Here is a 12,071-nt window from a genome sequence, read left to right on the forward strand (position 1 = left end):
ACATGCTGCCCGGTGCGGGCAACCGAGGTCCGCACATCGTCCGGTGTCGCTGTGCCAAGCTGCGGGGATGACCGACGTGATCTTCCGGGAGGCCGTCCGGGCCGACCTGCCCGCCATCATCGCCCTGCTCGCCGACGACGTGCTGGGCAAGGCCCGCGACTTCACCGAGGTCGACGCCGCGTACGAGCGGGCCTTCGCGGACATCGACGCCGACCCGCGCAACCAGTTGATCGTCGCCGACTCGGCGGGTGAGCTGGTCGGCTGCCTGCAGATCACGTACATCCCGGGGTTGGGCCGGCACGGCGCCGAGCGGTCGCTGATCGAGTCGGTGCGGGTCCGGTCGGACCTGCGCGGCCGGGGGCTCGGCCGGGCGATGATGGCGTGGGCGGTCGACCAGGCCCGACAGCGCGGCTGCGCGCTGGTGCAGCTCACCACCGACAAGTCCCGCGCCGACGCGCACCGCTTCTATCGCGACCTCGGCTTCGTGGCCAGCCACGAGGGGATGAAGCTGGCCCTCTGAGACCGGCGGATCCACCGACCACTCTCCCGCGCGGCGGGGAGCCGGCTCCCCACTGCGCGGGATGGGCCCCGGTCCGGTCCCACCCATGCTGGACGGGCAACCGAGGAACGGGGACCCGTCATGCACGTCGACACCGCACCGGCCGGCCGGACCGCCCACCCACGGGACGGCCGGCCCGCGCCCACCTGGGCGGTCCGTGCCGCCCACCTGATTCCGCTGGTCACCCTGCCGTCCGGCCTGTGGCGGCTCGCCCTGGTGGCCGGCGTGCCCATCGGCGCCTCGGCGTTCGGGGAGCCCGTTCACCTGGGCGTCGGCGAGAGCGTCTACATCGTCTCGCTGAGCCTGGTCTCCGAGCTGCTCGCGCTGCTCTCGCTCGGCCTGGTCCAGCCCTGGGGCGAGGTGCTCCCCCGCCGGCTGCCGCTGCTCGGCGGTCGCCGGGTGCCGCCGGCGTTCGCCGTGACGACCGCCACCGCCGGTGCCGTCGCCGTCACCCTCATCTTTGGGTACGCCGCCTGGGGCGTGGTCGTCAAGGGCAACGACCTGGACTTCTCGCCGGCCGGCTTCGCGCTGCTGGTGGCCTGCTACGCCCCGTTGCTGCTCTGGGGTCCGCTGCTGCTCGCCGTCACCGCCGCCTACCGGCGTCGCCGCTGCCGCGACTGACCCCGCCGGAGCACCGCGCCCCGGTGCATCGGGCCCGTCGATCCGGCCTCCGCCCGCTCTCCCGCCGAGCGGATCAGCGAGAGAGCGTCGCCGTGAACCGGGGTGATCCGGCCCCGGGGCCCTCGCCCGCTCCGATCGCCTGGACCCTGTCCGGACGCTACGAACTTGATTACATAAATGAATCACCTCGCGAGAACAGTGGAGAGACGTTTCCCCGCAGCGGCACGGAGCGGGGCGACAGGGCAGAGTCGAAGCCCGGCACGCCGGCCGTCGGGCGGACGGGTGATTCATCTTTGTAATCAAGTTCGTAGCGAAGGCGAGCCGCACCCGCCCGGCGCGGGCTGACCGTCAGGACCGACGCCGGCCAGCCCGCGACACCGAGACCAGGGCCCCCGGGACCCTGGGACCCTGGGACCCTGGGACCCCGGGACCCCGGGACCCCGGGACAGAACAACCCAGGCACGAGCCGCGCGACCACGAGCCATCGGCGACCACGGCGACGGACACCCGGCACGGCCGCCGTGCCGATCCGGTCAGTCGGCGACGAGGCGACCGTCGCGCAGGGTGAGGGTACGGTCGGCCAGCTCGATCAGGGCCGGGTCGTGGGTGGCCACCAGCGCCGTCATGCCGCGGGCGTGCACCACCGCGCGGAGCAGGTCCATGATGGACCGGCCCGTCTCCGAGTCGAGCTGGCCGGTCGGCTCGTCGGCGATCAGCAGGTCCGGCTCGTTCGCCAGGGCGCGGGCCACCGCCACCCGCTGCTGCTGCCCGCCCGACAGCTCGTACGGGCGCTGCGCGGCGTGGCCGCCCAGCCCGACCAGTTCCAGCAGCACCGCCACCCGCTGCTCCCGTTCGGCGGCCGGCACCCGGGCCAGCCGCAGCGGCACCCCGACGTTCTCCGCCGCCGACAGGATCGGCACCAGTCCGAAGGTCTGGAAGACGAACCCGATGGTGCCCCGGCGCAGCGCCAGCAGCTCCCGTTCACCGGCGCCGGTCACGTCCCGGCCGGCCACCCGCACCCGGCCACGGTCCGGCCGGTCGAGACCGCCGACCAGGTTGAGCAGGGTGGTCTTGCCGGCGCCCGAGCGGCCCCGGACCGCGACCAGCTCGCCCCGCCCGGCGGAGAAGGAGACGTCCCGGACGGCGTGCACCGCGTGTTCGCCCCGGCCGAAGGTGCGGCTCACCCCGTCGACCCGGATCACCTCGTCGCTGACCGTCGACCCGGTGACCGTCGACCCGGTGACCGTCGCCCCGGTGACCGTCGACCCGGTGACCGACGCCCCGGTGACCGTCTCGCCGGCGGAGGGGCCGGAGACCTGCTCGCTCATGCCTCGCTCCGTTCGGTCTGCGCGCGGTCGCCGGGCCGTACCTGCACGTGGTCGGGTTCCAGGTCGAGCCGGACCCGGTCGCGCAGGGACAGCGCCTCCACGAAGGACGCCGGCAGCTGCATCCGGCCGGTGCGGTCCAGCACCGCGTACTCCTCGCTCACCAGCTCGGTGCTGCCGTCCGCGGCGACGCGGGCGGTGCGGCGTACCTCGGAGGAGGTCCGGCCGTCACGGATCGCGACGGTCCGGCGGACCTGGCCGGCCACGGCGTAGTCGTGGGTGACCACCACGATGGTGACCCCCAGCTCGGCGTTGATGGTCCGCAGCGCGGCGAAGACCTCCGCGCCGGTCGCCTCGTCCAGCTCGCCGGTGGGCTCGTCGGCGAAGAGCACCTCCGGGTCGTTCGCCACCGCCACGGCCACCGCGCAGCGCTGCTGCTCGCCGCCGCTCAACTGGCCCGGCCGCCGGTCCGCGCAGTAGCCGACGCCGACCAGGTCGAGCAGCTCGCGGGCCCGTTCCCGGCGCGCCCGCCGGCTCCGGCCACCGGCCAGCTTCATCGGCAGCTCGACGTTCTCCCGCGCCGTCAGGTACGGCAGCAGGTTGCGGCCGGTCTGCTGCCAGACGAAGCCGACCAACTGCCGGCGGTAGCTGAGCCGCCGCCGGTTCGACAGGGACAGCAGGTCGTACTCGGCGACCCGGGCGATGCCGGCGGTGGGGGTGTCCAACCCGGAGAGGATGTTCAGCAGGGTCGACTTGCCCGATCCGGACGCGCCGACGATCGCCACCAGCTCACCCCGGTCGATGACCAGGTCGAGCCCCTGAAGGGCGACCACCTCCACCCCCTCGGTCTTGAAGATGCGGACCAGGCCGTCGCAGACGATGTGCCCGCGCAACCGGTCCCGGCCGCCGGCCCGCTCGGCGGCGCGCTGCGCCGCCCTGCGTTGCAGGTCGGCGAGGTCCGGGGATGCCTCGGCGGTGGCTGTCATCTCAGCTCTCCTCTCCGAGCCGGAGCACCTCGCCGAGGCGCATCCGGCGGTTGTTCAGGGCTTCGACGGCGACCGCGAAGCCGAGGGCCAGCACGGCGAGCCCGAGCACGCCGGCCACCAGTCCCGGTTCGAAACGCACCCGTACGGCCGTCCCGCCGGTGAAGGCGGGCAGCCCGAGCACCGGGGTCAACAGTGTCGGCAGCAGCGCGCCGACCAGCGCGCCGGTCAGCACCGACACCAGCACCAGCGGGGTCAGCTCGACCAGCAGCAGCCCCCGCCACTGCCGACGGGACAGCCCCATGGTGCGCAGCCGGGACAGCACCTGGCCGCGTCCCCGCGCCCCGGCCAGCACGGCGAAGGCGAGGGCGAGCAGGCCGAGCAGCGCGCCGCCGACCGCGCCCGTGGTGAAGCCGAAGACCAGCAGCCCGTTCACCCCGCTGCCCCCCAGCTCCGCGCGCACGTCGGACCAGGTGCGCACCTGCGGGGGCAGCGGGCGGTCCTGGCCGGCGAAGGCGCCGGCCCGCTGGTGGCGGCGCTGGCCCTCCTCCGCCACCCGGGTCACCGCAGCCACGTCTACCGCCCGGCCGTCGGTGGCCAGCACGAAACCCGTGGGGACCAGCGGGTGCGGACCGCCGGCGGGCAGCGCCGGCCAGGGCAGCACCAGGAAGCGGTCGGTGGCCGGGTCGACCGTCGGGAACTGCCCGACCGTCGCGGCCACCCGGACCGGCAGCCGGTTGCCCTGCACGTCGTACCAGGCGGGCCGCGCTCCGGCCCGGTCGGCCAGTCCGGCGCGGGCCAGCTCCGCGGCGAGCGCCGGGGAGACCAGCGCCGGCAGCGGCGTCGTACCGTCGCCACCGGCACCCGGGCCGGCCGGCAGCCGCACCGGGACACCGGAGCGCCGGGCCACCTCGGCGAACCGGCCGCCGTCGACCAGCAGGACCTGCGTCTCGCCCACGGCGGCGGGCCGGCCCACCGAGTCGGCGTACGGGCGCAGCGACGACTCGACCAGCAGTGGCGCGACCGCCCGCACCCCGGGCAGCGCGGCCAGCTCGGTCGCGGTGTCCGGGGCGAACCGCTCGCCGCTGACCAGCGCGTCCGCCGGCACGGCGGCGGAGGCGGCGCGATCCCGGCCCGCCTCGATGCCGACCGCGACCACCCCGCAGAACGCGGCGGTGGCGATCGCGAGCACCACCACCACCAGCGGACCCGTGGCGGCGGCCCGCCCCGCCCGGGCGGTACCGAGGAACGCGACGCTGCCGCGGGCGCGGGCCGCCGCCCGGCTCAGCAGCCGCAACGGCCACGGGTACGCGCGCAGCGCCAGCAGCGCCGCCGCGACCGCCAGCAGCACCGGCACCGACACCAGCAGCGGGTCCACCGCGTCACCGAGGACCAGCCCCCGGCGGCGCAGCAGGAACGCGGCCAGGACGGCGACGGCGAGCACGGTCACCTCGACGGTGAGCCGGACGGTGCCGGCGCGGCGGGCGAGCAGGTCCGCCCGGCCGCCCGTCGACCGCTGCCCGGTCAGCGCCGCGACCGGCGGGGCCAGGGTGGCGAGCAGGGCCGCCAGCAGGACGTACCGGACCGGTGCACCGGTGCCGGGGAGGAGGCCGCCGAGCAGCCAGCCCACCCCGGCGGCGGCCGGCAGCACCAGCACCGACTCGGCGGACGCGCGTCGCAGCAGGGCGCCCGTCGAGCCGCCCCGGGCGCGCAGCAGCGCGTACTCGGTGCGGCGCCGACGCGCGGTCAGTCCCGCCGCCAGCACGGTCAGGCCGGCCAGCGTGGCGAGCAGTCCGGCGGCGATGACGGCGAGCAGCGTACGGGCGGCGGCCAGCGAACCGGCGAAGCGCCGCAGCGGCACGTCCACGCCCTGGCTGAGGGTGAGCCCGGCCGGGACGGTCCGGTCCAGGGCGGCCAGCCCGTCGATCAGCGCGTCGAGCTGACCGGCGGTGATCCGCTCCGGCGAGATCCGGTAGCGCCAGCCGAAGCTGACCGGCCAACCGGCGGCGACCGCCGCGGCGAGACCGGCGTCGGCGGTGAACCCGACGATCTGGGACGGTTGTCCCTCGCCCTGGGGTGGGGTGGGCCGCAGCATCGACGGCAGCGCGTCCCAGATCCCGTCGGTGCGGTCCGTCGGCCGGAACACGCCGACCAGCGTGACCGGCCGCCTCGTCCGGATCTCGCCGCCCGGGTCGGGCAGGTTGAGGGTGAAGCGGTCGCCGGCGTGCAGCCCGAACGGGTCGGCGACCGTGTCGGCGAGGGCCACCTCGATCGCTCCGTCGGCGGTGCCACCCGCCGCCGGCCAGCGCCCCTGGACCAGGGTGGCCGCCTCCGGCAGGCCGCTCACCGCGCGCAGGCTCAGGTCGACCAGCCCCTTGTCGGCGGTCAGCCCCGGCCCGCGCAGCGGGGTGAAGCCGGTCTGTCCGGCGTACCATCGCTGGCCGACCGTCGTGCGGACGGCGGGTGGCATCCGGCCCTCGATGGCGGTCAGCTCGGCGGCCCGGTTGGCGACGAGCCCGGCGCCGGACCCCGGCATCCGCTCCTCGCCGGTGGTGTACGTCAGGTCGCGCCGAGCCACCGGCTCGGCGGCCACCTGCTCGCGCAGCCCCTGCCCGGTGAGCCGGTCGGCGACCCGGGGCACCGCCGTGACGAGCAGCGCGGTGACCGTGGTCAGCACCGCCAGGAGCAGGAAGTGCCCCCCGTACGCCCGCACCCGCCGTGCGGCTCCCCCGGCTCTCATCGCTCTCCCCCGATCCGCAGCTGAACGGCGGCCACCCGTCGCCGGATGCCGGTGGTGATGACGGCGCTGAACGCCAGCGCGGCCAGCAGCAGCCCGAGCGCGGTCGACCCGACCGGCGCCCAGGGCAGCAGGAAGACCGCGTCGGGCACCGGCCGGCCGGCGGCCGGGGTGAGGATCACCAGCGGCGCCATGGTGGCCGCGACGCCCGCCCCGACCAGCAGCCCCACCCCCACCCCGAGGCCGGCCAGGAACGCCTGTTCGGCGAGGAGCGCCCGGGCCAGCAGCCGGGCGTTGGCGCCGAGGGTGTGCAGCACCGCGAACTCGGTGAGCCGGTGCCGCGCGGTGGCCCAGACGTCCACCGCCAGCCCGACCAGGGCGAGCAGCACCGCGCCGAGGGCGGCGGCGAGCAGGCCGGTCCGGGCACCCAGCCAGTACGGGTCGCGGGCGGCCTCGGCGGCGACCTGACGCCGGTCGAGGACGGTCACCCCGGGCAGTCCGGCCACCGCCCCGGCCGCCTCGGTGTGCGTGCCGGCGTCGGTGCGCAGCCACCACTCGGGCACCGGCCGGATCGTGCCCTGCCGGCGCAGCAGCCAGTCGGTGGCGGCCCGCAGGTCCAGCAGCACCCCGCCCCCGGCGTCGGCGGTGGTGGGGACCGCCTCGATCTCACCGACCACCTGCACGGGCAGGGAGACCCCGGAGAGGGCGAGGGTGACGGTGTCACCGGTGTGCACGTTCAGCGCGGCCCGGGCGGCCGGCGTGAGCAGGGCCGGCACGGGGTGGTCGTCCCCGCCGGGCACCACGGCGAAGCGGGAGGACGGCTGGTACGCGTACTGCCCGCCCGCGATGAGGTCCACCTTGTACGAGGCGTCCACCACGCCGCCGGTGACGTCGGCCGGCCCGATCGGCCCCTGCCCGGTGTCGGCGGTCCTCCACTCCCCGGTCAGCGCGAACGGCAGCGCGGCCCCGGTGGCGTCGGCCGCCCCGAGCCCGTCGATCCGCAGCCGGTAGCGGGTGCCGGCGGCGGGTCCCCCGTCGGCGTCGAAGCCGGCGAGGCGCAGCGGCGCACCCCCGGTGTCGGGCAGCGGCACGGCGAAGCGTACCGGCCGGCCGTCGCCCGGTCCGGCCGCCAGCGGCACCCGCCAGGCGGCACCGCCGTCGGCGCTGAGCAGCGCGGCGACTGCCACGTCCGGCGCTCCGGGCCCGTCGACGGGCGTCCGCAGGGTGCCGGTGAGCCGCCGCGCCCCGGCCGGCAGGAGGGTCCCGGCGGGTGCGGCCCGGTCCCGGACCAGCCGGTCGAGCAGCGCGGCGGTGGACGCGTCGCCGCTGGCGTCGTCGAGCCGGAGCAGGCCGGCGGCGCCGACCGCGTCGAGGCTGACGACGGTGGCCTGCTGGTCGTCCCGTCCGAGCCGGATGTCGTCCCGCCAGGCCGGCAGCACCTGGTCCACCCCGGGCACGCCGGCCAGCCGGGCGCCCCGGTCCGCCGGCGCGATGCCGTTGCGCTCCACCAACCGCAGGTCGGCGCCGACGCTGTGCCGGGCCTGGTCCCGTTGCGACCGTTCCCAGGAGGCGACCAGCGACCAGGCGAGGGTGCTGGCGCCGACGGCGAGGGCGAGCAGCAGCACCGGCCCCGCGTGCGGGCGGCGACCCGCCTGCCACATGCCGAACGTGGTGGCCGTCCAGGGTCGCCGGTCGACGAAGCGCTCCGCGAAGCGGGTCACCGGGGGGAGCAGGCGCAACGCGAGGACCGCCCCGGCCAGCACGCCGAGGGTGGGCGCGGCGGCCAGCAGCGGGTCGATGCCGAGCCGGCCGCCGGCCCCGGCCAGGGGCGACGAGTACTGCCGCAGCTGGGTCCAGGCGAGCACGGCGAGCGCGACGAGGGCCAGGTCGACGGCGCCCCGCTGCACGGCGGCGCCCCGGGTGGGGCGGGACCGGGCGGCCATGTCGGCGACGTAGCTGCCGGCGCGGCGCAGCGCGGGCAGCACCATGGCGAGCAGGCAGCCGACGGCCGCGGCGACGGCGACCGCCCAGAGCGACCCCGCCCGGCCGTCGGCCAGTCGCAGGTCACTGCCGAACCGGCGCAGCGCCTCCCCGGCCAGCGGTGGGGCCAGCAGCACGGCCGGTGCCACCACCAGCGTGGCCTCGCGTACGGCGAGCCCGGCGAGCTGACCGCGAGCGGCGCCCCGGGCCCGCAGCAGCGCGGTCTGGGCCCGCCGGTCCTCGGTGAGCAGGGCGGCGACCAGCACCAGCGCGTACCCGCCGAGGACCACGATCAGCAGCAGCGGGGTGAGCAGTGCGGAGCGGCCGACCAGGTCGGCGCGGCCGAGCCGGTCGATCAGCCGGTCCATGGCGGTGGCGCTCTGCGCGGAGGAGCCGAGACCGGTGGCCTCGGGGATCGCCGCGGCCACGGCGGCGACGGCCTGCTTGACCCGGACCAGCCGGCTCGGTTCGACCACCGCGAGGTCGGGCTGGACCAGCCAGGCGGCGGAGACCGCGCCGGGGAAGGTCCGCGTGAAGTCGGCCGGGTCCAGCGCGAACGGCCCGTACGACGAGGCGCTCCCGTCGCCGTCGCCCACCCCGGGCGCCAGCCGCCAGTACGCCTCGGCCGGGTCGTGGGGGCGCCAGGTGCCGGCGACCACCACCGTCCCGGCCCGCTCGGCGGCCCGGTCGAAGAGCGGCACCCGGTCACCGGCGCGTACGCCCAACCGGCCGGCGATCTTCTCGGGGAGGGTCACCTGGGTCGGCGTGGCACCGGGGGTGGGCCACGTCCCGGCGGTGAGCTGGGCGTGCGCGGGCAGGTCGGTGAGGGTCGCGAGGTCGGCGAAGACCGGATCGTCGCCGGCCCGGGCCGCGCCGAGGTCGCCGGTCAGCTCGCGCCCGGTGCCGTGGCGCGCGGCGGCGACGGTGGTCGGTAGTCCGCCCAGCCCGGCGGCGAACTGGGCGCGGACCGCCCGGTCGCGGTCTGCGTACGCGGCGGCGTCGGCACCGCCGGACCCGCTGACCAGCAGGCTGCGTTCCTCGGCGGGTGCGGCGCCGAGCACCGCGCGTTGTCCGGCGGCGACCGCCCGCCGGTTGTAGTCGGCCAGTCCGGTGACCAGCGCGACCGCGACCAGTGCCGCGACCGCGGCGGCGAGCAGCAGCCCGCGCGCCTCGACAGCCCGTCTCCACACCAGCTTCATCCGGCGCCTCCCCTGGCCCCCGTCGGACCGTCGACCGGAAGACCCGGCGGGGGGTCGGAAAGGTTCGCGCCCGTTACTTGATCGTTACCCTGGGGTGGGGTGGTGTCGGCCTGTTTCCATGGCGCCCATGGTGATCACGCTCCTCCTCGTCGCCCTCCTCCTGCTGCTGATCGCGCAGCTCGCCGACGGGCGGCGTCGTCCGCCCGTCGAGTACCGGTTGGAGGAGGTGGAGCGGCGGCTGCGGCTGGTGATGGACCACCTGGGCGTGGTGGATCCCGGCCCGGAGCTGCCGGAGGTGTGGGCGCACCTGGGCCGGGGCGACAGGATCAAGGCGATCGCGGCCTACCGGCGGGCGACCGGGGCGGACCTGCGGACGGCGAAGGCGGCGGTGGAGGCGCTGGCGGTCCGGCGCTGAGCGGTCAGTCGCGGGGCCGGTCGCGGTCCTTGGAGGGCTGCACCCGCTTGGGCTCGCCGGGCATCTTCGGGTGGTCCGGCGGATAGGGCAGGTCGCCCTGCCCGGCGGCGGCGTCCCGCTCGGCCCACTCCAGCAGCGGGGTGATGTCCCACGGGGTGTCGTCGATGCCGGCGTGCGGGTCGCCCCGCTCGGCCAGTCGGGCCGGCACGCTGCCCAGGTGGAAGTCGTCCGGGTCGACGTCGGGCAGCTCGGCCCAGTCGACCGGGGTGGAGACGGTGGCCCGCGCGTTGGCCCGCAGCGACCAGGCGCAGGCGATCGTCCGGTCCCGGGCCATCTGGTTGTAGTCGACGAAGACCCGGCGGCCCCGCTCCTCCTTCCACCAGGCGGTGGTGACCAGCTCGGGGCGGCGGCGTTCCAGCTCCCGGGCCAGCGCGATGGTGGCCCGGCGCACCTCGACGAACGTCCACCGGGGGTGGATCCGCAGATAGACGTGCACGCCCCGGCCGCCGGAGGTCTTCGGCCAGCCGGTCGCGCCCAGCTCGTCCAGCAGCCCGCGCAGCTCACCGGCGGCGGTGGCCGCGTCGGCGAAGTCGGTGCCGGGCTGCGGGTCCAGGTCGATCCGCAGCTCGTCGGGGCGGTCGACGTCGGCGGCGCGGACGGGCCACGGGTGGAACACGACCGTGCCCATCTGGGCGGCCCACGCGACGTGCGCCAGGTCGACCGGGCAGAGCTCGGCCGCCTTCCGGCCGCTGGGGAACGCGATCTCGGCGGTCGCCACCCACGGGGGTACGCCCCGGGCGGGCACCCGCTTCTGGAAGAACATCTCCCCGCCGATGCCCTCGGGGAAGCGTTGCAGGGTGGTGGGGCGGTCCTTCAGGGCCCGCATGATCCCCTCGCCGACCGCCAGGTAGTAGCCGAAGACATCGGCCTTGGTGAACCCGCGCTCGGGGAAGATCACCCGATCCGGGCTGCTCAGCCGGACGGTGTGACCGGCGATCTCGAACTCCTCGGCCGTGGCCCTGGCACCCATGGCGCGACCCTATGCGACGGCACCGACAGTCGACGTACCGTTGACCGGTGAGTCTTTCCGAGAGTGAGCTGCCCCGTACCGAGGACGAGTGGCGGGTCCGGTTGAGCCCCGAGGAGTTCCGGGTGCTCCGCGAGGCCGGCACCGAGCGCCCGTGGACCGGCGAGTACGTCGACACCAAGACCCCCGGCGTCTACCACTGCCGGGCCTGCGGCCTGGAGCTGTTCCGCAGTGACGCCAAGTTCGACTCGCACTGCGGCTGGCCGAGCTTCGACGACGCCATCCCGGGTGCGGTGAAGGAGATCCCGGACAACACCCTCGGCATGCGCCGTACGGAGATCCGCTGCGCCCGGTGCGACAGCCACCTGGGTCACGTCTTCGAGGGTGAGGGTTTCACCCCGAAGGACACCCGGCACTGCGTGAACTCGGTGTCGATCCGGCTGGAGCCGGAGCAGGGCTGACCGGGCGGACCCCGGCGTCACCGGTGGTGGTGGCGCCGGGCGGTCAGAGCCGCAGCCGGCTGCCCTGCTCGTCCACGGCGTCGGCGGATTCGTCGTCGAGCCAGACGCCGCCGCTGGCGAGGTAGCGGAAGCGGTACTCGCCGGGGCCGAGGCGGACGGTGACCGTCCGGGTGCCGTCGCGCCGGGACACCAGCTCGTGCCGGCCGGGCTCCCAGTCGTTGAAGCAGCCGACCACGCTGACCGGGCCGGGCGGGGTGTCCCGGGGCAGGCAGAAGGTGACGCGGGTCTGGTTGCCGAAGAGTCGGTTGCGCTTGATCACGGGATCCTCCAGGGTCGAGGCGGTCACCTGGCCTAACGCGCGACACGCCGGGGGCGACTCGCCGTCGAGCCGGATCAGGTTCGCCGGTTTCGGTTGCCCCGGTGTGTCCGTTCCCCGACGCTGGGATGACGGGTCCGTTTTCGGGGGGTTTCAGCATGGCTACCTGCGAGGTCTGCGGCAACGACTACTGGATGGCCTTCGAGGTGCGCACGGTCAGCGGTGACGTGCACACCTTCGACTGCTTCGAGTGCGCCATCCACCGGATGGCACCGATCTGCGAGCACTGCGAGACCAAGATCGTCGGGCACGGGGTGGAGGTCTCCGGCCGCTTCTTCTGCTGCGCGCACTGCGCCCGGGCCACCGAGGGCGACCAGGGCGCCGAGATCCGCGACGCCGTCGGCGCCCGCCCCGCCTGAGGCGTACGGCGGGCGGCATAGCATCGCGG

The 12,071-nt window shown here is 76.1% G+C and carries 11 protein-coding genes; 5 read left to right on the forward strand and 6 right to left on the reverse strand.

Going from position 1 to position 12,071, the window contains the following annotated elements:
• Nucleotides 1-67: 67 nt before the first annotated feature.
• Entirely contained in the window at nt 68-520 is a 453-nt protein-coding gene (locus ABUL08_RS15450; protein WP_350930614.1) for a GNAT family N-acetyltransferase, read from the forward strand.
• 120 nt (nt 521-640) lie between these two features.
• Nucleotides 641-1,180, forward strand: a complete 540-nt coding sequence (locus ABUL08_RS15455) for a hypothetical protein (protein WP_350930615.1) — start codon at nt 641-643, stop codon at nt 1,178-1,180.
• A 533-nt stretch (nt 1,181-1,713) separates the two neighbouring features.
• Here the strand turns inward: ABUL08_RS15455 and ABUL08_RS15460 are convergent.
• Genes ABUL08_RS15460 through ABUL08_RS15475 form a run of 4 tightly spaced genes read right to left on the reverse strand, consistent with a single transcriptional unit; the run spans nt 1,714 to nt 9,404 of the window.
• On the reverse strand, nt 1,714-2,508 hold the full coding sequence (locus ABUL08_RS15460) for an ABC transporter ATP-binding protein (protein WP_350930616.1): 795 nt from the start codon (nt 2,506-2,508) through the stop codon (nt 1,714-1,716).
• On the reverse strand, nt 2,505-3,491 hold the full coding sequence (locus tag ABUL08_RS15465; protein WP_350930617.1) for an ABC transporter ATP-binding protein: 987 nt from the start codon (nt 3,489-3,491) through the stop codon (nt 2,505-2,507). The genes ABUL08_RS15460 and ABUL08_RS15465 overlap by 4 nt, the downstream gene beginning before the upstream one ends.
• Before the next feature lies 1 nt (nt 3,492).
• Complete coding sequence (locus tag ABUL08_RS15470) at nt 3,493-6,201, reverse strand: FtsX-like permease family protein (RefSeq protein ID WP_350930618.1); 2,709 nt, start codon at nt 6,199-6,201, stop codon at nt 3,493-3,495.
• A 23-nt stretch (nt 6,202-6,224) separates the two neighbouring features.
• Nucleotides 6,225-9,404, reverse strand: coding sequence for an FtsX-like permease family protein (locus ABUL08_RS15475; RefSeq protein ID WP_350930619.1), 3,180 nt, complete (start codon nt 9,402-9,404; stop codon nt 6,225-6,227).
• 127 nt (nt 9,405-9,531) lie between these two features.
• On the opposite strand from ABUL08_RS15475, the gene ABUL08_RS15480 reads away from it, so the two are divergent.
• Nucleotides 9,532-9,819: a hypothetical protein gene (locus ABUL08_RS15480; RefSeq protein ID WP_350930620.1), complete on the forward strand. Its 288-nt coding sequence runs from the start codon at nt 9,532-9,534 to the stop codon at nt 9,817-9,819.
• A gap of 4 nt (nt 9,820-9,823) precedes the next feature.
• Here the strand turns inward: ABUL08_RS15480 and ligD are convergent, their stop codons facing one another.
• Entirely contained in the window at nt 9,824-10,849 is a 1,026-nt protein-coding gene (ligD, locus tag ABUL08_RS15485) for a non-homologous end-joining DNA ligase (RefSeq protein ID WP_350930622.1), read from the reverse strand.
• Nucleotides 10,850-10,896: 47 nt separating this feature from the next.
• Between ligD and msrB the strand changes: the two genes are divergently transcribed.
• Complete coding sequence (msrB, locus tag ABUL08_RS15490) at nt 10,897-11,307, forward strand: peptide-methionine (R)-S-oxide reductase MsrB (RefSeq protein WP_350930623.1); 411 nt, start codon at nt 10,897-10,899, stop codon at nt 11,305-11,307.
• Nucleotides 11,308-11,350: 43 nt separating this feature from the next.
• Here the strand turns inward: msrB and ABUL08_RS15495 are convergent, their stop codons facing one another.
• Nucleotides 11,351-11,626: an isoamylase early set domain-containing protein gene (locus tag ABUL08_RS15495; protein ID WP_350930624.1), complete on the reverse strand. Its 276-nt coding sequence runs from the start codon at nt 11,624-11,626 to the stop codon at nt 11,351-11,353.
• A 155-nt stretch (nt 11,627-11,781) separates the two neighbouring features.
• On the opposite strand from ABUL08_RS15495, the gene ABUL08_RS15500 reads away from it, so the two are divergent.
• Nucleotides 11,782-12,042 (forward strand): Prokaryotic metallothionein, encoded by a 261-nt coding sequence (locus tag ABUL08_RS15500; protein WP_350930625.1) that lies wholly within the window; start codon nt 11,782-11,784, stop codon nt 12,040-12,042.
• Nucleotides 12,043-12,071 lie beyond the last annotated feature (29 nt).

This window comes from Micromonospora sp. CCTCC AA 2012012 (assembly GCF_040499845.1).
GTDB classification, from domain to species: Bacteria; Actinomycetota; Actinomycetes; order Mycobacteriales; family Micromonosporaceae; genus Micromonospora; species Micromonospora mangrovi.

Coding starts and splice junctions, on each gene's coding strand:
- ABUL08_RS15450 (WP_350930614.1), top strand. CDS start 68: ATGACCGACGTGATCTTCCGGGAGGCCGTCCGGGCCGACCTGCCCGCC.
- ABUL08_RS15455 (WP_350930615.1), top strand. CDS start 641: ATGCACGTCGACACCGCACCGGCCGGCCGGACCGCCCACCCACGGGAC.
- ABUL08_RS15460 (WP_350930616.1), bottom strand. CDS start 2,508: ATGAGCGAGCAGGTCTCCGGCCCCTCCGCCGGCGAGACGGTCACCGGG.
- ABUL08_RS15465 (WP_350930617.1), bottom strand. CDS start 3,491: ATGACAGCCACCGCCGAGGCATCCCCGGACCTCGCCGACCTGCAACGC.
- ABUL08_RS15475 (WP_350930619.1), bottom strand. CDS start 9,404: ATGAAGCTGGTGTGGAGACGGGCTGTCGAGGCGCGCGGGCTGCTGCTC.
- ABUL08_RS15480 (WP_350930620.1), top strand. CDS start 9,532: ATGGTGATCACGCTCCTCCTCGTCGCCCTCCTCCTGCTGCTGATCGCG.
- ligD (WP_350930622.1), bottom strand. CDS start 10,849: ATGGGTGCCAGGGCCACGGCCGAGGAGTTCGAGATCGCCGGTCACACC.
- ABUL08_RS15500 (WP_350930625.1), top strand. CDS start 11,782: ATGGCTACCTGCGAGGTCTGCGGCAACGACTACTGGATGGCCTTCGAG.